Origin of the sequence: Streptomyces sp. NBC_01429, assembly GCF_036231945.1 — a bacterium.
Classification (GTDB): Bacteria; Actinomycetota; Actinomycetes; order Streptomycetales; family Streptomycetaceae; genus Streptomyces.
In genome coordinates this window covers 3,935,318-3,958,623 of the sequence record NZ_CP109599.1, presented here as the reverse complement: position 1 = coordinate 3,958,623, position 23,306 = coordinate 3,935,318, and the positions used below count along the sequence as shown (strand labels likewise).

Here is a 23,306-nt window from a genome sequence, read left to right as displayed (position 1 = left end):
CGGGGTCCTGGAGGGATACGCGCGGATACGGGCCGCCTCGGGTGCTTCGAGCATGCGGACGGCGGCTCATACTTCAGTCATGACCGCCTATGACGCCATCGTGCTCGCCGGAGGTGCCGCGAAGCGGCTCGGTGGGGTCGACAAACCGGGAGTACGGGTCGGGGGCCGGCCGCTGCTCGACCGGGTGCTGGCGGCCTGCGCACAGGCCGGGAGCACCGTGGTCGTGGGCGGCAGACGGCCCACCGCGCGTCCGGTGCGCTGGGCGCGCGAGGATCCGCCGGGCGGCGGGCCGCTCGCCGCGCTCGACGCGGGGGTGCGGTCTCTCGCCGCCGGTACCGAGACCGTGGTCGTCCTCTCGGCCGATCTCCCGTTCCTGGAGAAGCCGACGGTCCAGCGGCTGATCGGGACGCTGGACGCCACCGGCCGGGAGGCCGCTCTGCTCACCGACGCCGACGGGCGGGACCAGCCCCTGGTCGCCGCCTACCGGGCGGAGCCGCTGCGCCGCGAGATCGCCCTGCTCGCCACCGAGTACGGCAGTCTCGCCGGTCTGCCGCTGCGGCTGCTCGCGGCGGAACTCGACCTCGTCCGGGTCGGGAGCGACCCGCTCGCCTCCTTCGACTGCGACACCTGGGAGGACATCTCCACGGCCCGGGCCCGGATCAGAGAGCATGGGTCCGTGCTGGACGAATGGATGACCGCAGTCAAGGAAGAACTCGGTATCGAGCTGGACGTCGATACCCATGTCCTCCTCGATCTCGCCCGCGACGCCGCGCACGGCGTCGCCAGGCCCGCCGCGCCGCTGACGACCTTTCTGGTCGGATACGCGGCGGGCAGGGCGGCCGGAGACGGTCCCGAAGCCGTGGCCGAGGCGTCGCGCAAGGCCACGGCGCTCGCTCTCCGCTGGGCGGACGAGACGGGCGAGACGGGCGGGACGGACGCGCCGGACGGGGGGAGCGCCGGAGGCGCGCCCAAGGGGGCCGAAGCCGGATGAGCGCCCACGACCGTGAGGCCGAGGGGATCGACGGGGTCGAGGACGCCCTCGCCCTCGTCGGCCGAGGCGCGGCGAGGACGCGCGCGCGCCATCAGGGCCCCGGACCGGGTGCGGATCGCGCCCGATCCGCCGCCGACCATGAGCGCAGCGACCCGCACGACCCGCACGACCACGGCGGCAACCGCGGCACGGGAGCCGCATCCGCCCCGACGGACCGCGGCCGCGCCACGCCGTGGCCCGCCGCCCGCGCGCTCGCGTCCCGTGCGGCGCGTTCCGCCGAGGCTGTCTCGCCCGCCCGCGCCCGCCGGGTGCCCCTCGACCAGGCACTGGGCCTCACCCTCGCGGAGCCGCTGACCGCGCTCACCGACCTGCCGTCCTTCGACACCTCCGCCATGGACGGCTGGGCGGTCTCGGGGCCGGGCCCCTGGTCCGTACAGACCGCGGCGGCCGGATCTCCCGGACCTCCCACATCTGCCGCATCTGCCACGTCTGCCGGATCAGCCACGCGCGTCACGCGGTCCGGGGGAAAGACCCCTCCGGCGGGCATACTCGCCGGTCAGGGCAGGGCTGAGCCGCTCCCCGACGGGGTGGCGGTACGGATCGCCACCGGCGCCCGCGTCCCGGCCGACACCACCGCCGTGATCCGCAGCGAGCACGCCCGTACGGACAGCACCGGCCATCTCCACGCCGTCCGCGAACCGACTCCCGGCCAGGACATCAGGTCACGCGGCCAGGAGTGCCGCTCCGGCGACCGGCTGCTGCCCGCCGGCTCCTCGGTGACGCCCGCCGTGCTGGGCCTGGCCGCGGCCGCCGGTTACGACGAGCTGCTGACCGTCCCCCGTCCGCGCGTCGAGGTCCTCGTCCTCGGCGATGAGCTGCTGACCGGGGGACTCCCCCACGACGGGCTGATCCGCGACGCCCTGGGGCCGATGATCGCGCCCTGGCTGCGCGCTCTCGGCGCCGAGGTCATCGCCACCCGCCGACTCGGTGACGACGCCGAGGCGCTCCATCGCGCGGTCACCGAATCCGAGGCGGATCTGATCCTGACCACCGGTGGAACGGCGGCGGGGCCGGTCGACCATGTCCACGCGGTGCTCGCCCGAGCGGGCGCCGAGCTGCTGGTGGACGGGGTCGCCGTACGGCCGGGCCACCCCATGCTGCTGGGCCGGCTGCCGTCGGGGCGCCACCTGGTGGGCCTCCCCGGCAATCCGCTCGCCGCCGTCTCCGGCCTGCTGACCCTCGCCGAGCCCCTGCTGCGCGCCCTGTCCGGACGGGTGCAGCCCGCTCCGTACCACGCACCGCTGCGCGAGGCGGTCCAAGGCCACCCGCACGACACCCGGCTGGTGCCCTTCGTCTACCGTGACGAGGGCCTCGTACCGCTGCGTTTCCACGGGCCCGCCATGTTGCGCGGTATCGCCGCATCGGACGGGCTCGCGGTGGTCCCGCAGGGGGGCGCGCGGCCCGGCGACGAACTGGAAGTACTCGACCTGCCCTGGACGGCATCGGTCGACGGAGGGTGTTTCACGTGAAACTTCCCGGCCACGACGCGATGGCCCGGCACGCGGACGAGTATCTGGTCACCGCGCGGGTGAAGCTGCCGCGCCGAAAGATCGTCCGGCCCCTGCGGCAGGTCAGCAGAAGGCTGTTGATGGCGCTGTTCGTCCTCGCCCTGACGGTGTTCATCGTCTATATCGACAAGGAGGGCTACCACGACAACGCGGACAACTCCGTCGACTTCCTCGACTCCGTCTACTACGCGACCGTCACGCTCTCCACCACGGGGTACGGCGACATCGTTCCGTACAGCGACGGCGCGCGGCTGGCCAATGTGCTGCTGGTGACCCCGCTGCGGGTCCTCTTCCTCATCATCCTGGTCGGTACGACTCTTGAGGTGCTCACCGAGCGCACCCGCGAGGAGTGGCGGCTGAACCGCTGGAGGTCCAACTTGCGTGACCACACCGTCATCGTCGGCTACGGCACCAAGGGACGCTCGGCGATGCAGACCCTGTGTGCGACGGGTCTGAAGAAGGAGCAGATAGTCATTGTCGACCCGTCCGGCAAGGTCATCGAGGCCGCCAACGCCGAAGGGTTCGTGGGCGTCGTCGGCGACGCCACCCGCAGCGATGTGCTGCTGCGTGCCGAACTCCAGCGCGCCCGGCAGATCGTCATCGCCACCCAGCGCGACGACACCGCCGTGCTGGTGGCGCTGACCGCGCGCCAGCTCAACCGTGGCGCGAAGATCGTCGCGGCGGTGCGCGAGGAGGAGAACGCGCCGCTGCTGCGCCAGTCCGGCGCGGACGCCGTCATCACCAGCGCCAGCGCCGCCGGACGGCTCCTCGGCCTCTCCGTGCTCAGCCCCAGCGCCGGCACGGTGATGGAGGACCTCATCCAGCAGGGCAGCGGCCTCGACCTCATCGAACGCCCGGTCATAAAGGCCGAGGTGGGGCGGAACGTACGGGAGACGGACGACCTGGTGGTCAGCGTCCTGCGCGGGCACCGGCTGCTCGGTTACGACGACCCGGCCGCGAGCCCGCTCCAGCTCACCGACCGTCTGATCACCATCGTCCGCGCGAGCAGCCTCACGGCTCCTGAGGGCTCCGGCTGAGCCCGGCTCGGCTCGGCTCCGCGTGAACCGGTGCGCGGTGCGCTCCGGCCGGGAGCGGCCCTCGCCGGAGTAGCCTCGCGGCCATGCATGCGATCACGATTCCGGAACCCGGTGGCCCCGAGGCGCTCGTATGGGCCGAGGTGCCCGATCCCGTACCCGGCGAGGGGGAGGTGCTCGTCGAGGTGGTGGCGAGCGCCGTCAATCGCGCGGATCTGTTGCAGCGGCAGGGCTTCTACGATCCGCCGCCCGGCGCTTCCCCGTACCCCGGTCTCGAATGTGCCGGGCGCATCGCCGCGCTGGGACCCGGGGTCTCGGGGTGGGCCGTCGGGGACGAGGTGTGCGCGCTGCTGGCCGGGGGCGGTTACGCCGAGCGGGTGGCCGTGCCGGCCGGTCAGCTGCTGCCCGTGCCCGAGGGGCTGGAGGTGGCCACGGCCGCCGCGCTGCCCGAGGTGGCCGCCACCGTCTGGTCGAACGTCTTCATGGTCTCCCACCTGAGCCCCGGCGAGACGCTGCTCGTGCACGGCGGGGCGAGCGGGATCGGCACCATGGCGATCCAGCTCGCCAAGGCGGTCGGCGCGCGCGTCGCGGTGACGGCGGGCGGGCCCGACAAGCTGGCGCGCTGCGCCGAGCTGGGCGCGGACATCCTGATCGACTACCGCGAGCAGGACTTCGTGGCGGAGATCGACCGGGCCACGGACGGCGCCGGCGCGGATGTCATCCTCGACATCGTCGGCGCGAAGTATCTGGAGCGGAACGTGCGGGCGCTGGCCGTGAACGGCCGGCTCGCGGTGATCGGCCTCCAGGGCGGCGCGAAGGGCGAGCTCGATCTGGGCGCCCTGCTGAGCAAGCGCGCCGCCGTCACGGCGACCTCGCTGCGCGCCCGCCCGCTGGCCGAGAAGGCGGCGATCATCGCCGCCGTACGGGAACACGTCTGGCCGCTCATCGAGGCCGGCCAGGTCCGGCCGGTCGTGGACCGTACGCTGCCGCTGCCCGAGGCGGCCGAGGCGCACCGCGCCCTGGAGGCGGGCGGGCACTTCGGCAAGCTGCTGCTGGTCAACCCCGCGACCGCAGGCTGACACGGCGCCGCACGCCCCGTACCCGACCCGTATCCGTACCGGTACAGACAGCTCAGCGGCCCGGCACACCGTGGGGTGTGCCGGGCCGCTGAGCTGTGCCATGGGCGGGTGCGGATACGGGTGCGGGTACGGGACGGGGGGACCTACAGGTACGGGCCCGAGCGGATCGCGCCGTGACCCTGGTCGCCCTCTTCCTCGGGCACCGAGCCGGGCGGCAGCGCGCGCCGCATCGATTCCAGCTGGGCCCTGGCCGCCATCTGCTGCGCGAACAGCGCCGTCTGGATCCCGTGGAAGAGACCTTCCAGCCATCCCACCAGCTGCGCCTGCGCGATGCGCAGCTCCGCCTCCGAGGGGATCGCCTCGTCGGTGAAGGGCAGTGAGAGGCGCTCCAGCTCCTCCACCAGCTCAGGGGCCAGGCCGTCCTCCAGCTCCTTCACGGAGCCGGCGTGGATCTCCTTGAGCCGTACCCGGCTCGCCTCGTCCAGAGGAGCCGCCCGCACCTCCTCCAGAAGCTGCTTGATCATGCTGCCGATGCGCATGACCTTCGCGGGCTGTTCGACCATCTCCGTCACCGGGATCTCGCGCCCCTCGTCGCCGGCTCCACCACCGCCGAGCGCCATCCCGTCCTGCCCCACCACGAGGACATGGGGACTCTCCTGCGACCGTTCGTTACTCGGCATCTCCATGGGGCCATTGTCGCGCACACATGGGTCCCGACGCGGTGTGCCCCCGTACGAAGGCGGTCGTCCTTCTTCATACGGGGGCACACCCTCACGCGTTCACGCGTTCCGTGAAGCCGTGCCCGTTATGTCGCCGCCCTGCGGCCCAGCGTCCGGTGCGAGCGGGTCACCAGCGCGGCCAGGAGGGCCGCGCCGACCGGGACGGCGATCAGCAGCATCGCCATGGTCTCCCAGGGGATGACGATCGGCACGTACGGCACGTCGGGCGTGCCGCTCAGCGCCTTGTCGAGTGCCTCGTGGTACCAGGCCATCTCCTCGCGCTTCTGGGTCAGCCGCAGCCCGATCGCCGGGAGCACCCCGGCCACGGAGCCGAGCACCACACCCATCACGGCCACCACCCCGCACTGGAACCCACTGAGTGTCCTGCGGACCCGCGCCGGGGCCCCCACCGAGGCGAGCGTCTTGAGATCCGCCTCGGCGTCGGCCTGGGCGAGACCGGTGGCGATGCCGGCGGCGCCGATCGTGATCAGCCCGGCGAAGACCGTCAGGACCAGCAGCTCCAGGTTGTACCGGCTTGTGTAGCCCTCCTCGATGCGGAGGTCCACCTCACTGCCGGTGCTGGCGATCTCGCTGTCCAGCCGCTGCTTCTGGTCGTCGCTGGGCGCCTGGTCGAGCGAGTAGTACGCACCGGCAGGGACCGTGCGGAGACCGGCGGACTTGGCCATGGCCGGAGTCAGGACCAGGGAGACGCCGTACGCGTTGGGGTCGCCGGGGACCTGGTGCGCGGTGAACGACTTGATCTCGCCCGGCCAATCCTCGCCCTTCTGCGCAGCCAGATCCGCCTTCTCCATGTCCGTGACCAGCCGGATACCGACCTTGCCGTCGGCGTCGACGTTCTGCTTGTCCAGCGAGACGATCCGCCCGTCCGCGAGCGCCTTCTCGGCACCCGGATCCTCGATGCCGAGGACCTTGAGTACGTTGGCGTCACCGACCAGCACGCCGCTGGGGATGTAGGTGTAGACGCCGCTGTCGCCGGCGCACCGCCAGTCCTTGGCGAGCTTCTGACGCTCGGTTTTGCTGAAGACCTCGGAGGCGTCCTTGTCGCCCGTGTCCCACAGCGGACACCTGTTGGCCTTGGGGACGATCACCTCGTAGTAACCGCACTCGTCGTCCGGGCAGTTCGGCTTGCCGACGACGATGCGGTCCACCGGGGCCCGGACATCCGTGGAAAGGATCTTCTCGACGGCCGTCCGTACGGTCGGGACGTCGCGACCGTTGTCCTCGGTGATGGTGAACGACGCGGCGCCGCCGGGCAGCTGCGGTGCGTAGGCGGCCCTGTCCTGCGCTTCACTGCTCGCGGCGTACGTGGAGACCGCCACCGTGCCCGCCACCGCGGCCAGCACCGCCGCCACGGCGGGCGCCGTGCGTCCCCGGTTGCGCACGGCGTCGCGGAGCGCGAGCCGGGGCGACAGCGGCAGCCAGCGGCCGACCCTGCCGAAGAGGCCCACCAGTGCCGGGGTCATCGCGACGATCCCCAGCTCGGCGATGGCGCTGCCCCCCGCGACGATCACGAACTTCTTCGACACCAGCGACCCGTACAGCGCGATCGTGGCTCCGCCCAGAAGCGCGACCAGCCCCAGGAGGGGCAGCACCCTGCTGCTCTTGCGCACACCGCGGCGGCCGGTGAGCGACGACAGCACGGACTGACGGGACGACGTGATGGCCGGGACCAGTGCGGAGAGCAGGCCGGTGATCACGGCGAGGAGCGCGATGCCGAGGATTTCCAGCGGCCGGATCTCGAAGCCGCCGAAGCGCTTGCCCAGATACTCCTCCAGCACGGGGCGCAGGGCCGCGGTGAGGCCGATGCCGAGGGCCGTACCGACCACCGCCGAGACGACACCGATGACCAGGCCGCCGGCGAGGACGATGGCGCGGATATGGTGCCGGGCACCGCCGTTGGCACCCACCAGGCCGAGCTGACGGCGCGAGCGCCGGGCGCCGACGGCGAAGGCGGGGCCGGCCAGCAGACAGATCTCCAGCATGGCCAGACCGACCACCGTGGCCAGGACGGCCAGTTCGGTGGTGCTGGCACCCGGGCTGGTCTCCCAGCTTTGCCAGTCGTCCATCTGATAGAGGGGCACATCCGCGTCGGCGGGCGGATTCAGGGCCACGGCACGCGAAGTGACCACCACACCCTTGGCGTTGGCCCCCTGCACCATGTTCCACGTGAAACCACCGGAGGTGCTCACCAGCAGCGTGGTGTCCGGCCGCGGGACCACCAGCCCATCGGCCTTCAGCGCCTTGGCGAGCGGCGCCAGCAGCGCGCCGGGCAGAGCGTTGACCTGGTCGGTGTCGAGATCGCTGGGCAGCTCGTACGAGCCGACGATCCGGTAGTCCGCGTCGAGGCCGCGCGCCGTGAGCTTCGAGCCCACCGAGAGACCGCTGCTCTTCAGGAAGTGCGTGGTCGCGGCGACCTCGCCGCCCTTCTCGGGGAAGCGCCCGCTCTTGAGCGTCATCATGCCCCGGGTCATGGGATCCGCGGCCTTCAGCTCGCGGACCTCGGTGTTCAGCAGCCCGTGCGTGGTGCGGAGCTTCGCGTTCGCCGTGGTGTCCTTCAGGACGCCCGCGCCCGTGGGGACGGCGCCGGCGAGGTCCGTGGGGCCGTCGGGCCACGGTTTGTCGTCGAAATTGCCCTTCGGCCGGTATTCGAGGCCGTCCGGCGCCTGGAAGATCGCCTCTCCGCCGTACGAGGGGTCGGTCAACCGGGCGTCCGCGGCGCCCATCGTCCGGTTGAGCTTCTCCTCTGTCGACAGCTCCGCGCTGCGCAGGGTCAGATCCATGGCGCTCACGCCGACGATGGGCAGGGCGATCATCGCGAGGACGAGGAAGCTGCGCCCCTTGAAGCGCCAGGCGTCGCGGCGGGCGATGCGTACGGCGGCGCGCCAGGCGTTGAACCAGGTCTTCACAGCTCGGCCGCCTGCCCGCTCAGCAGGGAGTCCGCGTCGCTGCGCAGCGTCTGGTCGACGACGGCGCCGTCACGCAGGAAGACCACCCGGTCCGCCCAGGCCGCGAAGCGCGGTTCGTGGGTGACCAGGATGCCGGCCGCGCCCGCGTCGCAGCGGTTGCGGAGCAGCGCGAGGACGGACTCACCCGTCTCGGAGTCCAGCGCGCCGGTCGGCTCGTCCGCGAGGACCAGCCGACGGTCACCGACGAGTGCGCGGCAGATGGCCACGCGCTGCTGCTGGCCGCCGGACATCTCGTCGGGGAACCGGTCGGCGAGCTGTTCGAGGCCCATCTCCGTCAGCGCGGCCACGGCCTCGACGCGCGCCTTGCGCGCGGAGGTCCCGTCGAGTTCGCGCGGCAGTGCGATGTTCTCGGCGGCGGTGAGGGCGGGGATCAGGTTGTAGTCCTGGAAGACGTAGCCGATGCTGCGGCGGCGCATGGCCGCGAGCTGCTTCGGGCTCGCGCTGGTGATGTCGGTGTCCTCGACCATCACGCGGCCCGAGGTCGGAGTGTCGAGGCCGCCCGCGATCGTGAGCAGCGTGGACTTGCCGGAGCCGGACGGGCCCATGACGGCGACGAGTTCGCCGGGAAACACGCTGAGGTTGATACCGCGCAGGGCGTGCACCTCGGTGGCCCCGCTGCCGTGCACGCGGGTCAGCTCCTGGAGCTGGAGGACGGGCGACTGCCCACCCGGCGGGCGAGGCGATGGGTGGGGCTGCTGAGACTGGTGGGGCTGCTGAGACTTGCCGGACATGAGGGTCCCCCTTGGGACGTACGCGCTGATACGTGCACATATGAGCTGACATGTGCGGAGAGAGTGGGATGCGACAAAGTGGTGCGAGGAGCGTGGTGCGAGAAGTGGGGTGCCGTGAGGCACGCCGAGCCGGCCCGTGTCCCTCTGGCCGCGTCTGGTCGCGTCGAGGGGCCGGATGTGCTGTGGCCTTGGCTGTGTCGGCGGGGGCCTGGTCCCGCGCCGTACGGGGCGCGTGAGTCGTGCGGTGGGTTACGGGCGGAGAGCCGGGCCGTGGGGCGCGCTACGGAGCGCCGCCCCGGCGGGCCCCGCTACGGGGCCTGCTCGGCGGTCTGCCGCGCGACCCGCTTGCCCGGGAGGTCGTCGGCCTGATTCTGGAGCAGCGAGAGCCGGATCAGCCGGGCCTCGCAGTGGTCGAGCCAGCGAGCCTCCGCCTCGGTCTGGAAGATGAGCTGTTCGAGGACCAGCAGCCAGGCGACCTCGTCACGGTCGGTCGGCACCGCTTCCAGGGCCTGCGCCTTGAGCCGCGTGTAGTCCTGCATCGCCTTGATCGTGTGGCGCCGCTGCGACTGGATGACCTCCCTGATGTCGACCCCGGACGCGCCCACGGCCATCGCGAGCTTGATCGCCAGCTCGTCGCGCGGCGGACTGGTCCGGTCCACGGGGGTGCGGTACCAGGACTGCAACTCCACGCGACCGGCGTGCGTGATCAGGTAGAGCGAGTGTCCCGCGTCGTCCTCGCCGTCCTGGGCGACCAGGCCGTCGCGCTCCAGCCGGTTGAGTGTCGTGTACACCTGACCGACGTTGAGCGGCCAGGTGGACCCCGTGCGGGACTCGAACTCCGTACGGAGCTGAGAGCCGTAGCGCGGGCCACGTTCCAGGAGGGCGAGAAGCCCGTGGCGAATCGACATACTCAGTATGTTGGCCGATGGGGGCGTCCCGGAGCAAGCGACCTGAGTCGGAGGTTGGTAAGTACGCCGTAAGGATGACGAGCGTCTGCGACGACCCCCGGAGGTGGCTCCCCCGGCCGTCCCTCAATGGTTCTCCAGTGGTTCTTCGGCCGTCCCTCAGCGCTCCTCAGCGGTTCTTCGGCCGGTCCTCGGCGGATCCTCAGCGGCGCCTGAGCCGCAGGCCGAGGAAGCCGAGCCCGAGGCCGATCAGCGTGAGTCCGGCCCCCAGGGTCAGTACGGGAACGGGCCGCGCCGCCGTCTGGGTCATCGCACGCGCGCGCTGCCGCGCGGCCGCTTCGGGCGGGCGGGTCCCGGTCGCGGCGTCCGCGTCCGCCGCCTCGGTCTCGGTGTCGTCCGCCGACTCCTCGTCGGCCCGCCCCTGTGTCCGCGTCGTACCCCGTTCCCGGTGCCGGCCCGCCGGGTCCGTACCGTCCGCCGCGTCCGTACCCCGGCTCCGCGAGGCGGAGGCGGCGGGGGAGGGCGCCTTGCGCGACGGCGCCGGAGCCGATGAGGAGGCCGGGGCGGAAGGGGCCGTGGTCGGAGCCGGTGGCCGGCCCGGACGCGATGCGGGCGGCGAGTCGTCGTCGCCGCCCGTACCCGTACCCGTGCCCGTAATCGACTCCGTTCCCGCCCCGTCCGCCGACTCCGCGTCCGAATCCACCGCCTCGGCCTCGGCCTCGCCGTCCTGCGGTCGCACGGTCTCGGGCCCCGTAGGCCGCCCCGGCCTGGGCCGCCCCTCGCCGGCCGGCCGCCCTGCCAGAGAGGGCGCCGGATCGGGCGGAGGTGCTGCGGCGCCCGGCTGTACGGAGGCCACCGAGAACGGCGCGGCGGATTCGTCGGCGCTCGCGACGGGCGCGGCCAGCAGCAGGGACGCGACCGCGATCGCGCAAGGAGTGCGGAGCCGTGGGGTCACCGGTCCAGCGTCACACGGGGCGACAACTCCGGCATCTCGGATGCCGGGCGGGGACGGGAGGCCCGCAACAACGAGGCCCGCAACAACGAGGCCCGCAACAACGAGAAGGGGGGTGTCCTACTGAAGTACTACAAGCAGGACCGCCCGCCCGTACAGGCCCGTCGCTCGCCCGTACCCGTCCCGTCCTACTCCGGGTTCCCCGTGGAGACCGTCAGCTCGAACTCCTGGTCCTTGGGCAGCACCGCGCTCCCCGGACTCGGGTACTGCTCGATGACCGTGTCCTCGGCCCACTGGCCGCTGTCCACTTCCTTGACCGGCGATTTCCACGTCCAGCCGGCCGCGCGCAGACAGTTCTTCACCGATATGAGGTCCTTGTAGCGCAGCTCGGGCGCCGTGACCTTGGCCGGGTCGAGCCCGTCGTTCGAGGGATCCGTGCACTTCGTCGTCTTGATGGTCCGGTTCCGCTCCGGATCGCGGTGGCCCGCCACCGCGGACGTCGAGGCGCCCGGATCCGCCTTGGCGTCGTCGCCCGTGTCGTCCTTCTGGGTCAGCACCGTGATCAGCCCGCCGATCGCCAGCAGCGCCACCACGATCGACCCCACGACGACCGGCATGTTCCGCCTGCGGCCGGGGCCGCCACCGCCGGGGCCGCCCTGGCCCTGACCGCCGCCGGGACCGGAACCCGACATGTTCGTCGAGGGCATGGAGGACATGGGAGACATGGGGGACATCGTGTACGGCTGCGGGGCCTGGTAGCCCTGGGCCGTCTGCGGATATCCGTAGCCCTGCGCGGGCATCTGCGGGGGCGGCGTCTGGTACGGGGTGGGTATCTGGCTCGGGGGGCCGTACGGGCCGGGCTGGTAAGGCGCCTGCACACCGCTCTGCGGCGGCGGCGTGCCCTGCTCCACCGGCGGGAAGACGGACGAGCCCACACCCGCGCCGCTGTTCTGCGGCGTCCCCGGCACGATCACGGGGGCGCTCGCCGACTGCCCGGCGGAGAGCACGCGCAGGCACTCGTCGCGCATGGCCTCCGCGCTCGGGAAGCGCTCGTTCGGGTTCTTCTTGAGGGCGCGCGTGATCAGCGCGTCCATCGCCGGGGTGATCGCGCGGTTGATGCTGGACGCCGCGACCGGCTCCTCCTGGACGTGCGCGTACGCGATCGCCAGCGCCGAGTCCGCGTCGAACGGCAGCCGGCCCGTCAGCAGCTGGAAGAGCATGATCCCGACCGAGTACAGGTCGGAACGGGCGTCGACCCCCCGCCCCAGCGCCTGTTCGGGCGAGAGGTACTGCGGTGTGCCGACGACCATGCCCGTCTGCGTCATCGAGGTGACGCCCGACTGCATCGCGCGCGCGATGCCGAAGTCCATCACCTTGACGACGCCGCGCTTGGTCATCATCACGTTGCCCGGCTTGATGTCCCGGTGGACCAGGCCCATCTCGTGGCTGGTCTCCAGCGCGGCCAGCACATCGGCCGTCACCTTGAGCGCCTTGTCGGCCGGCATCGCGCCCTGTCGCTCGACGTCGGCCCGGAGCACGGAGCCGAGCGGCTGCCCCTCGACGTACTCCATGACGATGTACGGCATCAGCGCGCCGTCGAGGGAGTCCTCGCCCGTGTCGAAGACGGAGACGATGTTCGTGTGCGACAGCTTCGCGACGGCCTGCGCCTCGCGCCGGAAGCGCTCGCGGAAGGACTGCTCGCGCCCCAGCTCCGTATGCAGGGTCTTGATCGCCACCTGCCGGTCGAGCGCCGCGTCGTACGCCAGATATACGGACGCCATTCCGCCTTCGCCGAGAAGGTCACGGAGCTGGTACCGGCCGCCCGCGACCGAACCTCCCGCGTAGCGGCCCTGTGCGCCGTTCTGGCTCATGACTTTCGCTTCCCCCTTGGCGCCATGACGTGGTTGTCCCGTCAATCCTGGCCAAGTCTGCCCCAGGGCACCGACACGTCAAGCTCGGTGCCCGTTCCGTGACCGTAACCACAGCAAGCGTCCCGGAAGCGTCACAGGAAAATCATCGAACTTGCACGGTGGCCCGCGCAGCGGGTTTCATGGCCGGTCCGTACTGCCTCGGCGCCCCTGGACCGGTAACTGGACCGGCGTGTCTCACAGAGGCTGTAGCGTGATGTGACACAGCCACCCCCTGATATATCCCCCCTGATTCATCCCCTGATTCATCCCCTGAGAATCACAGACCCAACCGCGGACCGCGCGCGCGGTCATCAAGCGGACAGAAACGACGGCGAGGACTGATGGCACCCGAACCCGAAGCAGGCGGCGGAGTGTCGGATGCTGCGGACTCCTGGGGCGACAACGGACTGGTCGGCGGGACCGTCGGCGACGGCCGTTACCGCATGACCCACCGCCTCGGCCGCGGCGGCATGGCCGAGGTGTTCGCGGCCGAGGACGTACGGCTGGGACGCATCGTCGCGGTGAAGCTGCTGCGCGGGGATCTCGCGGAAGACCCCATCTCCAAGGCGCGTTTCACGCGCGAGGCGCAGTCGGTCGCGGGGCTCAACCACCACGCGGTGGTGGCCGTGTACGACTCGGGCGAGGACACCCTCAACGGGCAGACCGTCCCGTACATCGTGATGGAGCTGGTCGAGGGCCGCACCATCCGCGATCTGCTGATCAGCGCGGAGCCGCCGCCGCCCGAGCAGGCGCTGATCATCGTCTCCGGTGTGCTGGAGGCGCTCGCCTACTCGCACCAGCACGGCATCGTGCACCGCGACATCAAGCCGGCGAACGTGATCATCACGGACACGGGCGCGGTCAAGGTGATGGACTTCGGCATCGCGCGCGCCCTGCACGGCGCGCAGTCGACGATGACCCAGACCGGCATGGTCATGGGCACGCCGCAGTACCTCTCCCCCGAGCAGGCGCTCGGCAAGGCCGTCGACCACCGCAGCGACCTGTACGCCACGGGGTGTCTGCTCTACGAACTCCTGGCGCTGCGGCCCCCGTTCACCGGTGAGACCCCGCTCTCCGTGGTCTACCAGCACGTTCAGGACATTCCGGTGCCGCCGTCCGAAGCCTCGGACGTGGCCCCGCCGGAGCTGGACGGCCTGGTCATGCGCTCGCTCGCGAAGGAACCGGACGACCGGTTCCAGAGCGCCGAGGAGATGCGCGGGCTCGTCCAGTACGGCATGCAGATGCTCCAGCAGCAGGGTGGTTACACCGGCACCTGGAACACCGGCCCGGTCGACGCGCACGCCGTCGGCAACACCCCGGCGATGGGCATGGCAGCGACGACCGCGATGGGTCACCACCCGTCGCACGGCGAGACGTCGCAGGGCCCGATACTGCCGCCGATGAACCCGAACGACGGCGGATACGACGGTGGCCACCAGGGCGGCGGTGGCGGCCGGGGCAAGATGATCCTCTTCGCCGCGCTCGCGCTGATCGCCATCGTGGCCGGCGTCGCGTTCGCGGTGAACGGCATGGGCAGTCCGGACACGGACAACAAGAAGCCCGACACGTCCACCAGCCCGTCGCCGACGAAGTCGAACGAGAGCCCGTCGCCCAGCGCGTCGGAGTCCTCGGAGGAGGCCGAGCCCGACACCTCCACCGGCGGCAACCAGAACGGCAACTGGACCCCCCGCTACACGCCTCCCATCACGCCGAACTACCCCGAGCAGCCGTCGGACACCCCGTCCACGCCGGAGGAGACGGACTCGGGGGACGACGGCGGCGGTACGACCGAGGGTACGGACGCGGGCACCTCGACCGGCAACACCAACGCCGGTACGGACGCGGGCGCCAACGCCGGTACGGACGCGGGCAACGCCAACGCGGGTACGGACGCGGGCAACGCCAACGCGGGTACGGACGCGGGCGCCAACGCCGGCACGGACGCGGGCGTCGGCGACCCCGCCGGTACGACCGGCTGACGCGCGCCCCACGGCGGTAAGAGCGCCGGGGGTGACGGGCAACGAGCCCGTCACCCCCGGCGCCGTCGTTCCGGGCCGGGCACCCCAGCCTCCCGGGCACACCTGTCGCCCGGTTGCCCCGGTGAGCCTGTGGTCCCCGGTGACCCCGTGGCCCCCGTGCCCCCGTGGTCCCGCGCTCCTCACCCCGCGAATGCCTCGCACACCGCGTCGTACTCCCGTGTCCACCACACGGCCAGGGCCGACACCGCCGCGAACAGCGGGTCGGCTCTGCGGTCGTTCAGCTGGTAGCGCCAGCGCAGTATCCAGAAGTCGTTGAGGCGCTCCCACCACACCCGGTGCACCGCCGCGACCAGTTCGGAGGCACAGGTCCCGGCAGCGGCCCGGTAGGCGCGCGCGTAGGCCCGTACCTTCGGTAACTCCAGCTCTCCGGTGGGCCGTACGAAGAAGATCGCCGCCGCCCGCACGGCCTCCTCCGCGCGCGGCTGCACGCCGAGCCGGTCCCAGTCGACGATCGCGGCCGGTTCCGCGCCCCGGTAGAGCAGATTCAGCGGGTGGAAGTCGCCGTGCACCCACCCCGTGGCGGGTTCGGCGCCGGGCGGCGGGCGGCGGTGGGCGTGACGTTCCAGCAGGCCGCGCCGTTCCACGAGGCGGTGTTCGGCCAGCCGGTCGAAGACGTCGGCGCGGGCGCGGCCCCGGGCCAGGGCGAGCAGTTCGTCGATGAGCGCGAAGGTGTCGGCGGGGTCGGGGCTGAGGTAGCCGAGGTACTGGAGCGGATCGGGATCCGGCTCCATCACCTGGTCGAGACAGGTGTGTACGAGTCCGAGGAGCCCGCCGAGCCGCCAGGAAGCGGCGGTCGTCAGCTGGGCGCCGTCGCGGTGGCGCCCCTCGATCCAGGGATGCAGGGCGTAGCACCGGCCGCCGATGACCGCGACGGTGTCGCCGTCGGCGCTCTCCACGGGCGGGGCGACGGGCACCCCGAGCGCCTGGAGGCGCTGGGTGGCGCGGTGCTGGCGGGTGATGGCCTCGTGGTCGCCGTCCAGATGGTGCTTGAGGAAGTAGGCGCCCCGGGTGGTGCGCAGCCGGTACCCCCGGTTGAGGAGCCCTTGGGCGACGGGTTCGCAGGAGACGGGGTCGCCCGCGTCGCGGTAGCGGCGGAGCAGCGTGCGCACGGGGGGAGCCGTACGGTCGGGTGGGGCCGAACCGTGGGGCGTGTGAGGTACGTGCGACGAGTGGGTCGCGTGGGAGATGTGTGAGGTCCGCTGGGTGGCGGAGGCGGGCGGAGGAATGACGGCTGTCGCGGCAGGCGCAGCGATTTCATATGAGCGCAGCACTTGCCAGATGTTAGATCACGCAGCGTGTTGGCTCTGTCGCTCGTCGGCGTATTCGATCATATGTACGGCGACAAATTGGGGCGCGAGCCGCATAAAGACGGGCTCGAAAGGTTCGCCGTCGACGAGAACTGGATCAGAATCAAACAGTTCGATTTCTTGTTCGGTTGGTTCAACCAATTCGGCGGTGCCGGTGAACTGTACCGACCAGAGGCTCTCGTCGCCGCTGCCGAAGTTGTCCGCGCCGTACGCCACCACACCGCCGCCGCACGCGCGGTGGTAGCCGAGCCCCGCGTGCATCCGCAGCAGCACCGAGCCGTCCGTCACCACGTGGCGGGCGGGCGCCATGATCGGCATGGCGCGCATGCTTGTCGCCACGTGTCCGTGCGACACGCGGTTGAGCAGCTCGATGGCACGGAGTTCCTCGGTGGACATGATGTCCACTCTCCGTCACCGGTGAGGGGTCCCACCAGGGGAGGCGGCCCCTCAACCGCGGGACGTTGGTCCCGATTGGGACGGGTACGGACGCGGTACTGATGCGGTTTGGACGCGGTACGGACGCGGTACGGACGGCTTCGGCTGCCCTCGGCTGCCCCCTCGGCTGCCTTCGGTCGTCTTCGGCCCTCCGCGACTCTCAGCGTTTCTCCGCCTGGATCCGCGCCACGAACGCGGCGGCCTGCGACCGCCGTTCCATCCCCAGCTTGGAGAGCAGGCTGGAGACGTAGTTCTTGATCGTCTTCTCCGCGAGGTGCAACTGCTCCCCGATCGCCCGGTTCGTCATGCCCTCGCCGATCAGATCCAGGATCCTGCGCTCCTGGTCGGTGAGGTCGGCCAGCCGCTCGTCGCCCTTGGGATCCTTGCCATTGCGCAGCCGCTCCAGCACCCGGGCCGTGGCCACCGGGTCCAGCAGCGAACGGCCCGCCGCCACGTCCCGTACCGCCGTCAGCAGCTCATTGCCGCGGATCGCCTTCAGCACGTATCCCGAGGCCCCGGCCATGATCGCGTCGAACAGCGCCTCGTCGTCCGCGAAGGAGGTGAGCATCAGACACTTGATGTTCTCGTCCCGCGAACGGATCTCCCGGCAGACCTCGACCCCGCTCCCGTCCGGCAGTCGTACGTCCAGGACGGCCACGTCGGGACGGGTCGCCGGGATCCTGACCATCGCGTCGGCCGCCGTGCCCGCCTCCCCGACCACCTCGATGTCGTCCTCGACCGAGAGCAGCTCGAAGACGCCCCTGCGGACGACTTCATGGTCATCAAGCAGAAATACCGTGATTTTTCCGTCTCCTCGCACGGAATTCAGTCTCACACACTCACCCCTTCCCTGCCGCAGATCAGCGGGATAACGTGCCGTTGTTCCGGCGGCCTGCAAGGCTGTGACCAGTGGTTGTTCCAGACTTTGCCGATTTACTTGGAAATCCAAGCAAAATTGCAGGTCAAGTGGGGTTTCGCAGTAATGCGGACTACTGGGTAACGTGCTTGTGACAGAGCGTCCGCCGGGGCAACCTGTCACGCCTGTCCCGGCCGGGTCGCACACACCCCGTGCACACGGACGGACCAGGCGGAGCCGCACTGGTTCCCGGCGGATCCCGGGGGCCGGACAGACGGAGGAGCACGCACGTGACCGTGGAGAGCACTGCCGCTCGCAAACCGCGACGCACCAGCGGTACCAAGCGCGCGAGCGCGAAGAAGGCGCCGCAGCCGAAGAGTTCCGAGCCCCCGCTCGTACAGCTGCTGACCCCGGAAGGCGAGCGGGTCGAGCACCCGGACTACGCGGTCGACCTGACGCCCGAGGAGCTGCGCGGGCTGTACCGGGACATGGTCCTCACCCGCCGCTTCGACGCCGAGGCCACCGCGCTCCAGCGCCAGGGCGAGCTGGGCCTGTGGGCCTCGCTGCTCGGCCAGGAGGCCGCCCAGATCGGCTCGGGCCGCGCGCTGCGCGACGACGACTACGTCTTCCCGACCTACCGCGAGCACGGCGTGGCCTGGTGCCGGGGGGTCGACCCGACCAATCTGCTGGGCATGTTCCGGGGGGTGAACCACGGCGGCTGGGACCCCAGCACCAACAACTTCCACCTCTACACCATCGTCATCGGCTCGCAGACCCTGCACGCGACGGGCTACGCGATGGGCGTGGCCAAGGACGGCGCGGACTCCGCCGTGATCGCGTACTTCGGGGACGGGGCCTCCAGCCAGGGCGATGTCGCCGAGTCGTTCACCTTCTCGGCCGTCTACAACGCCCCGGTCGTCTTCTTCTGCCAGAACAACCAGTGGGCGATCTCCGAGCCGACCGAGAAGCAGACCCGGGTGCCGCTCTACCAGCGCGCGCAGGGATACGGCTTCCCCGGTGTGCGGGTGGACGGCAACGACGTACTCGCCTGTCTGGCCGTGACCCGTTCCGCGCTGGAGCGGGCGCGCCGGGGCGAGGGCCCGACGCTGGTCGAGGCGTTCACGTACCGCATGGGCGCCCACACCACCTCAGACGACCCGACGAAGTACCGCGCCGACGAGGAGACGGAGTCCTGGCAGGCCAAGGACCCGATCCTGCGGCTGCGCAGATATCTGGAGCGGCAGGGCCTGGCCGACGACGCGTTCTTCGTCGCGCTGGAGGAGGAGAGCGAGACGCTCGGCAAGCGGGTACGGGAGGTGGTGCGCGCGATGCCGCAGCCGGACAGCCTGGCGATCTTCGACCATGTCTACGCCGACGGGCACGCGCTCGTCGACGAGGAGCGCGCGCAGTTCACCGCGTACCAGGCGTCGTTCGAGGACGCGGACGCCGCCGACGGCTCCGAGGGCAACGGCTCCGAGGGGGGCAACTGATCATGTCCGTACAGAAGCTGCCCATCGCGAAGGCGATCAACGAGTCGCTGCGCAAGGCTCTCGAAACCGACCCCAAGGTCCTGATCATGGGAGAGGACGTCGGCAAGCTCGGCGGCGTCTTCCGCGTCACGGACGGTCTCCAGAAGGACTTCGGCGAGGGCCGGGTCATCGACACCCCGCTCGCCGAGTCCGGCATCGTGGGCACGGCCATCGGGCTGGCGCTGCGCGGTTACCGGCCGGTGGTGGAGATCCAGTTCGACGGCTTCGTCTTCCCGGCGTACGACCAGATCGTCACGCAGCTCGCGAAGATGCACGCCCGCGCGCTGGGCAAGATCAAGATGCCGGTCGTCATCCGGATCCCGTACGGCGGCGGCATCGGCGCGGTCGAGCATCACAGCGAGTCGCCCGAGGCGCTGTTCGCGCACGTGGCGGGGTTGAAGGTCGTCTCGCCCTCGACGGCGTCGGACGCCTACTGGATGATGCAGCAGGCCATCCAGAGCGACGACCCGGTGATCTTCTTCGAGCCGAAGCGGCGCTACTGGGACAAGGGCGAGGTAAACACCGAGGCGATTCCGGGGCCGCTGCACCGCGCGCGGGTCGCGCGGGAGGGCACGGACCTCACGCTGGCTGCGTACGGACCGATGGTGAAGGTCTGTCTGGAGGCCGCCACCGCCGCCGAGGAGGAGGGCCGGTCGCTGGAGGTCCTCGATCTGCGGTCGATGTCCCCGATCGACTTCGACACCCTCCAGACCTCGGTCGAGAAGACGCGCCGGCTGGTGGTCGTGCACGAGGCGCCGGTCTTCTACGGCTCGGGCGCGGAGATCGCCGCCCGGATCACGGAGCGGTGCTTCTACCATCTGGAGGCGCCCGTGCTGCGGGTCGGCGGCTACCACGCGCCGTATCCGCCCGCCCGGCTGGAGGACGATTACCTCCCGGGCCTGGATCGGGTGCTCGACGCCGTCGACCGCTCGCTCGCGTACTGAGGAGTGCCGTGACCATGACTGCTGAGACTTCCACCGGCGCGGACACCGGCTCCTCGGCCCGCTACCGCGAGTTCAAGATGCCCGACGTGGGCGAGGGGCTCACCGAGGCCGAGATCCTCAAGTGGTACGTGAAGCCGGGCGACTCGGTGACGGACGGCCAGGTGGTGTGCGAGGTCGAGACGGCGAAGGCGGCCGTCGAACTGCCCATCCCGTACGACGGGGTGGTGCACGCGCTGCGCTTCGAGGAGGGCACGACGGTCGACGTCGGGGCGTCCATCATCACGGTGGACGTGGCGCCGGGGAGCGGTGAGGGGACGGCCGAGCCGGTCGCCCCGGCCGCTGGACCGGCCGCCGCGGCTTCTCCTCCGGCCGAGGCCAAGGCGCCGGCCCGTACGCCGGTCCTCGTCGGATACGGAGTGGCCGAGGCGTCCACGAAGCGCCGGCCGCGCAGGGGGGCCCCGGTCCCGGTCCCGGAGCAGCAGGCGCCGGCGCTGAACGGCCATACGGCGGCGGCCGCTGCCCCGGCGCCTGCCGCCCAGGCGTCCGCCTCGGCGGCCCCGGCGGCCCCTCCGGCCCCTCCGGCCCCTCCGGCTCCGGCGGCGACCGCGCCTTCGGCGAGCGGGCGCCCGCTCGCCAAGCCGCCCGTACGCAAACTCGCCAAGGACCTCGGCGTGGACCTGGCGACGGTCACCCCGACCGGCCCGAACGGGGTCATCACCCGCGAGGACGTCCACGCGGCGACGGCCCCGGCCCCGGCACCCGCGCCGGTGACCGAACCGGCCTCCGCCCCTGCCTCGGCCCCCGCCGCACCGGAACAGCCGCGGACGGTCGACGTCGCGGCCGCGGGTCGGGAGACCCGTACCCCCATCAAGGGCGTACGGAAGGCCACGGCGGCGGCCATGGTGGGCAGCGCCTTCACCGCGCCGCACGTCACGGAGTTCGTCACCGTCGACGTGACGCGCACGATGAAGCTGGTCGAGGAGTTGAAGTCCGACCGTGAGATGGAGGGGCTGAGGGTCAACCCGCTGCTCCTCATCGCCAAGGCGCTGCTGGTCGCGATCAGGCGCAACCCCGAGGTCAACGCCGCCTGGGACGAGGCCAATCAGGAGATCGTGGTCAAGCACTACGTCAACCTGGGCATCGCGGCGGCGACCCCGCGCGGTCTGATCGTCCCGAACATCAAGGACGCGCACGACAAGCCGCTCCCCCGACTCGCCGCCGAACTGGGCGAACTGGTCGCCACGGCCCGCGAGGGCCGCACGACCCCGGCGGCCATGCAGGGCGGCACGGTGACCATCACCAACGTCGGCGTCTTCGGCGTCGACACCGGCACGCCCATCCTCAACCCGGGCGAGTCCGCGATCCTCGCGGTCGGCGCGATCAAGCTCCAGCCCTGGGTCCACAAGGGCAAGGTCAAGCCCCGCCAGGTCACCACCCTGGCGCTCTCCTTCGACCACCGCCTGATCGACGGAGCCCTCGGCTCCAGGTTCCTGGCGGACATCGCCGCGATCCTGGAACAGCCGAAGCGCCTGATCACCTGGGCGTAGCCCGCCCCGGCCTCCGGTTGTCCCGTACGGACTCGCGTACGGGACGACCGGAGGCCGGTACGCGGCACAAAGCGATCCCGTTTGTTCCGGGACCAATGTTCTTTTGAATAGGTCACGAGGTAAGCGGCCGTGAGCAGGACGCCCAGGCCGCCGATCGCGAACAGCCCCAGAACGGACAGCGTCCCGGCCCCGTCCGCCACCCCACGCACCGCCCCCGCCAGCCCTCCGACCGCCGCGCAGATCCCGAGGACCAGGGTGCGGGCGCCGCGCGGCTTGAACCAGTGCCAGGGACGAAGGCGCCGGCGCCCCGGGTCGGGGGTCTCTCTCATGTGCGTCACCGGTACTTCACCGTCCCCGGCTCCTCGGGGGCCACCAAACGGGTGCCGTCCGGTTCTCTGTTCGTCCCGGGTGGCGTGCAGGAGAAGCCGACGAATGTGGCGACGATTCCAGAGATCATTTTAAGCCGGTCAGGGATTCCGGAAGAATTGTTGTGGCGGCTGCGGCGGTTGCGATTTCAGCAGAGTTGTTTTACTTGTCGAGGCATCCTATGTGTTTCATTCCGGTGGGGAGATACGATTTAGCGAAACTTTCAAGCTCCGTGCGCTGATCCTCTCCTGGTGTATCGATGCCCATGTCGAGTATGTATTTTTTGGTTGCACTTCGCGCCGGGCAGGCGTTCAAGGATATGAGTGACCGGTCTGATATAACCGCATTTTCGCTGATGTCCGACTTGTTTGGGTTGTGGAAATTTCTTGGATTATTCTTCGCGTATTCCATGGCGTTGAAGGATTTTTGATCACGATATTCGGTGATGCTGAAGGAGTTTTTTCCGTCGATGTACACCATGCACAATGATTGACCTTCTTCGGGGAAACTCTGTTCCGCCTCGAACTTCTCCCCCTTGGGGAGGAGCGGTCGTAGTAGGTCTTGCTCGATCTTTCGATCACATATTTTCTCCGGGACGGAGTACGCAAGAGATTCTCCGCATCCGGTGACCGTGATGAGCAGAAGTGCCGCAAGCGAAGCGTGCGCTGCGGCACTGACTGACTTTTCGAAGATCATGTACCGGGGGTATCCGTAAGGAGAGAAGGGTGTCTTTCTAGGGAGCGCACGAATACCTATTTTTGGCACTCTCCGTGAACTTGATGATGAATTTTTGGAGGTCTTGGTGACGTTCCGAAACGGGGAGATTCGAGCCGGAATTCCTGGACAGTTCTGCATGGCACAGTCGTGGTTAGCATTCCATGGCCTTCAGCCCCGTGGGTAGATAGGATGCTGCGAACCTGTCGAGGTTTTCGCGCTGCTCCTTGGATGACTTCGAGTCTGTTAGCGTGATGTCTAGAATGTAGTAGCTCTTCGCTCCGCGTCGTGGGCACGCGTTCATCGACAGCAATTTTCCATCTGCAATGACTGTGTCATCACCGGTCTTCGACTTCTCCAGGTGAATAAATCTATTGCGGCTTTCGGCAAAGCTCATGACGTCGAATTTTTTCTGATCGCGATATTCGTTGATATACAGGGTGACTGATTTGTCTATGGAGATGACGCATCTTGAATCCTCCTTCTCTGCCGACCTCTGGCTGGCTTCAAAGTTCTTCCCCGAGGGCAACAGTGGCTTCAAGGAATTTGGATCGATGAAGCGGTCGCAGATACCTGTGGGTATGGTGTAATCATCCGGACTGCCGCACCCGGAGACGGTCATCAACAAGATGACTGTGACGCATATTTTCTTAGATTTCATGCGCTTCCATTTCCAGGGATGCTCTGTCGGAG

At 70.2% G+C, this 23,306-nt stretch carries 19 protein-coding genes; 8 read left to right on the top strand and 11 right to left on the bottom strand.

Annotation, left to right across the window (positions count from 1 at the left end; genetic code table 11):
* The first annotated feature begins 79 nt into the window (after positions 1-79).
* The 4 genes from OG627_RS17160 (at position 80) to OG627_RS17145 (ending at position 4,672) form a co-directional block, all read left to right on the top strand.
* Positions 80-991 carry an NTP transferase domain-containing protein gene (locus OG627_RS17160; RefSeq protein ID WP_329066014.1) on the top strand — a complete coding sequence of 304 codons (912 nt, stop codon included), beginning with the start codon at positions 80-82 and terminating at the stop codon, positions 989-991.
* The gene (locus OG627_RS17155; RefSeq protein ID WP_329066013.1) at positions 988-2,520 is read left to right on the top strand and encodes a molybdopterin molybdotransferase MoeA; all 1,533 of its coding nucleotides are present in this window, start codon (positions 988-990) and stop codon (positions 2,518-2,520) included. Before OG627_RS17160 ends, OG627_RS17155 begins: the two co-directional genes overlap by 4 nt.
* 20 nt (positions 2,521-2,540) lie before the next feature.
* Positions 2,541-3,596: a potassium channel family protein gene (locus OG627_RS17150; RefSeq protein ID WP_329072732.1), complete on the top strand. Its 1,056-nt coding sequence runs from the start codon at positions 2,541-2,543 to the stop codon at positions 3,594-3,596.
* Between the two features lie 83 nt (positions 3,597-3,679).
* A complete protein-coding gene (locus tag OG627_RS17145; protein ID WP_329066011.1) occupies positions 3,680-4,672 on the top strand; it encodes an NAD(P)H-quinone oxidoreductase in 993 nt (330 codons plus the stop codon).
* Between the two features lie 143 nt (positions 4,673-4,815).
* Here OG627_RS17145 and OG627_RS17140 read toward each other — a convergent pair whose 3' ends face one another.
* From OG627_RS17140 to OG627_RS17115, 6 genes are all read right to left on the bottom strand, one after another.
* Complete coding sequence (locus OG627_RS17140; RefSeq protein ID WP_329066010.1) at positions 4,816-5,358, bottom strand: bacterial proteasome activator family protein; 543 nt, start codon at positions 5,356-5,358, stop codon at positions 4,816-4,818.
* 119 nt (positions 5,359-5,477) lie between these two features.
* Positions 5,478-8,318, bottom strand: a complete 2,841-nt coding sequence (locus OG627_RS17135; protein WP_329066008.1) for an ABC transporter permease — start codon at positions 8,316-8,318, stop codon at positions 5,478-5,480.
* A complete protein-coding gene (locus tag OG627_RS17130) occupies positions 8,315-9,109 on the bottom strand; it encodes an ABC transporter ATP-binding protein (RefSeq protein WP_329066007.1) in 795 nt (264 codons plus the stop codon). Before OG627_RS17130 ends, OG627_RS17135 begins: the two co-directional genes overlap by 4 nt.
* 308 nt (positions 9,110-9,417) lie before the next feature.
* On the bottom strand, positions 9,418-10,017 hold the full coding sequence (locus tag OG627_RS17125; protein ID WP_329066005.1) for a PadR family transcriptional regulator: 600 nt from the start codon (positions 10,015-10,017) through the stop codon (positions 9,418-9,420).
* Positions 10,018-10,216: 199 nt separating this feature from the next.
* Positions 10,217-10,969, bottom strand: a complete 753-nt coding sequence (locus tag OG627_RS17120; RefSeq protein ID WP_329066003.1) for a hypothetical protein — start codon at positions 10,967-10,969, stop codon at positions 10,217-10,219.
* A 185-nt stretch (positions 10,970-11,154) separates the two neighbouring features.
* Positions 11,155-12,837 carry a protein kinase domain-containing protein gene (locus tag OG627_RS17115; protein WP_329066001.1) on the bottom strand — a complete coding sequence of 561 codons (1,683 nt, stop codon included), beginning with the start codon at positions 12,835-12,837 and terminating at the stop codon, positions 11,155-11,157.
* A gap of 380 nt (positions 12,838-13,217) precedes the next feature.
* Here OG627_RS17115 and OG627_RS17110 point away from each other — a divergent pair, with 380 nt between their 5' ends.
* Positions 13,218-14,855 (top strand): protein kinase domain-containing protein, encoded by a 1,638-nt coding sequence (locus tag OG627_RS17110; protein ID WP_329065999.1) that lies wholly within the window; start codon positions 13,218-13,220, stop codon positions 14,853-14,855.
* A 179-nt stretch (positions 14,856-15,034) separates the two neighbouring features.
* Here OG627_RS17110 and OG627_RS17105 read toward each other — a convergent pair whose 3' ends face one another.
* The 3 genes from OG627_RS17105 to OG627_RS17095 form a co-directional block, all read right to left on the bottom strand.
* Positions 15,035-16,024 (bottom strand): phosphotransferase, encoded by a 990-nt coding sequence (locus OG627_RS17105; RefSeq protein ID WP_329065997.1) that lies wholly within the window; start codon positions 16,022-16,024, stop codon positions 15,035-15,037.
* A gap of 177 nt (positions 16,025-16,201) precedes the next feature.
* Positions 16,202-16,618: a pyridoxamine 5'-phosphate oxidase family protein gene (locus tag OG627_RS17100; protein ID WP_329065995.1), complete on the bottom strand. Its 417-nt coding sequence runs from the start codon at positions 16,616-16,618 to the stop codon at positions 16,202-16,204.
* 199 nt (positions 16,619-16,817) lie between these two features.
* Positions 16,818-17,477: a response regulator transcription factor gene (locus OG627_RS17095; RefSeq protein ID WP_329072730.1), complete on the bottom strand. Its 660-nt coding sequence runs from the start codon at positions 17,475-17,477 to the stop codon at positions 16,818-16,820.
* 326 nt (positions 17,478-17,803) lie between these two features.
* Between OG627_RS17095 and pdhA the strand changes: the two genes are divergently transcribed.
* Genes pdhA through OG627_RS17080 form a run of 3 tightly spaced genes read left to right on the top strand, consistent with a single transcriptional unit; the run spans position 17,804 to position 21,533 of the window.
* Positions 17,804-19,003: a pyruvate dehydrogenase (acetyl-transferring) E1 component subunit alpha gene (pdhA, locus tag OG627_RS17090; RefSeq protein WP_329065993.1), complete on the top strand. Its 1,200-nt coding sequence runs from the start codon at positions 17,804-17,806 to the stop codon at positions 19,001-19,003.
* Positions 19,004-19,005: 2 nt separating this feature from the next.
* Positions 19,006-19,986, top strand: a complete 981-nt coding sequence (locus tag OG627_RS17085) for an alpha-ketoacid dehydrogenase subunit beta (protein ID WP_329065991.1) — start codon at positions 19,006-19,008, stop codon at positions 19,984-19,986.
* 14 nt (positions 19,987-20,000) lie between these two features.
* Positions 20,001-21,533, top strand: coding sequence for a dihydrolipoamide acetyltransferase family protein (locus tag OG627_RS17080; protein WP_329065988.1), 1,533 nt, complete (start codon positions 20,001-20,003; stop codon positions 21,531-21,533).
* Between the two features lie 528 nt (positions 21,534-22,061).
* Here the strand turns inward: OG627_RS17080 and OG627_RS17075 are convergent.
* Positions 22,062-22,595 carry a hypothetical protein gene (locus OG627_RS17075; RefSeq protein ID WP_329065986.1) on the bottom strand — a complete coding sequence of 178 codons (534 nt, stop codon included), beginning with the start codon at positions 22,593-22,595 and terminating at the stop codon, positions 22,062-22,064.
* A 172-nt stretch (positions 22,596-22,767) separates the two neighbouring features.
* Entirely contained in the window at positions 22,768-23,274 is a 507-nt protein-coding gene (locus OG627_RS17070) for a hypothetical protein (protein ID WP_329065984.1), read from the bottom strand.
* Between the last annotated feature and the right edge of the window lie 32 nt (positions 23,275-23,306).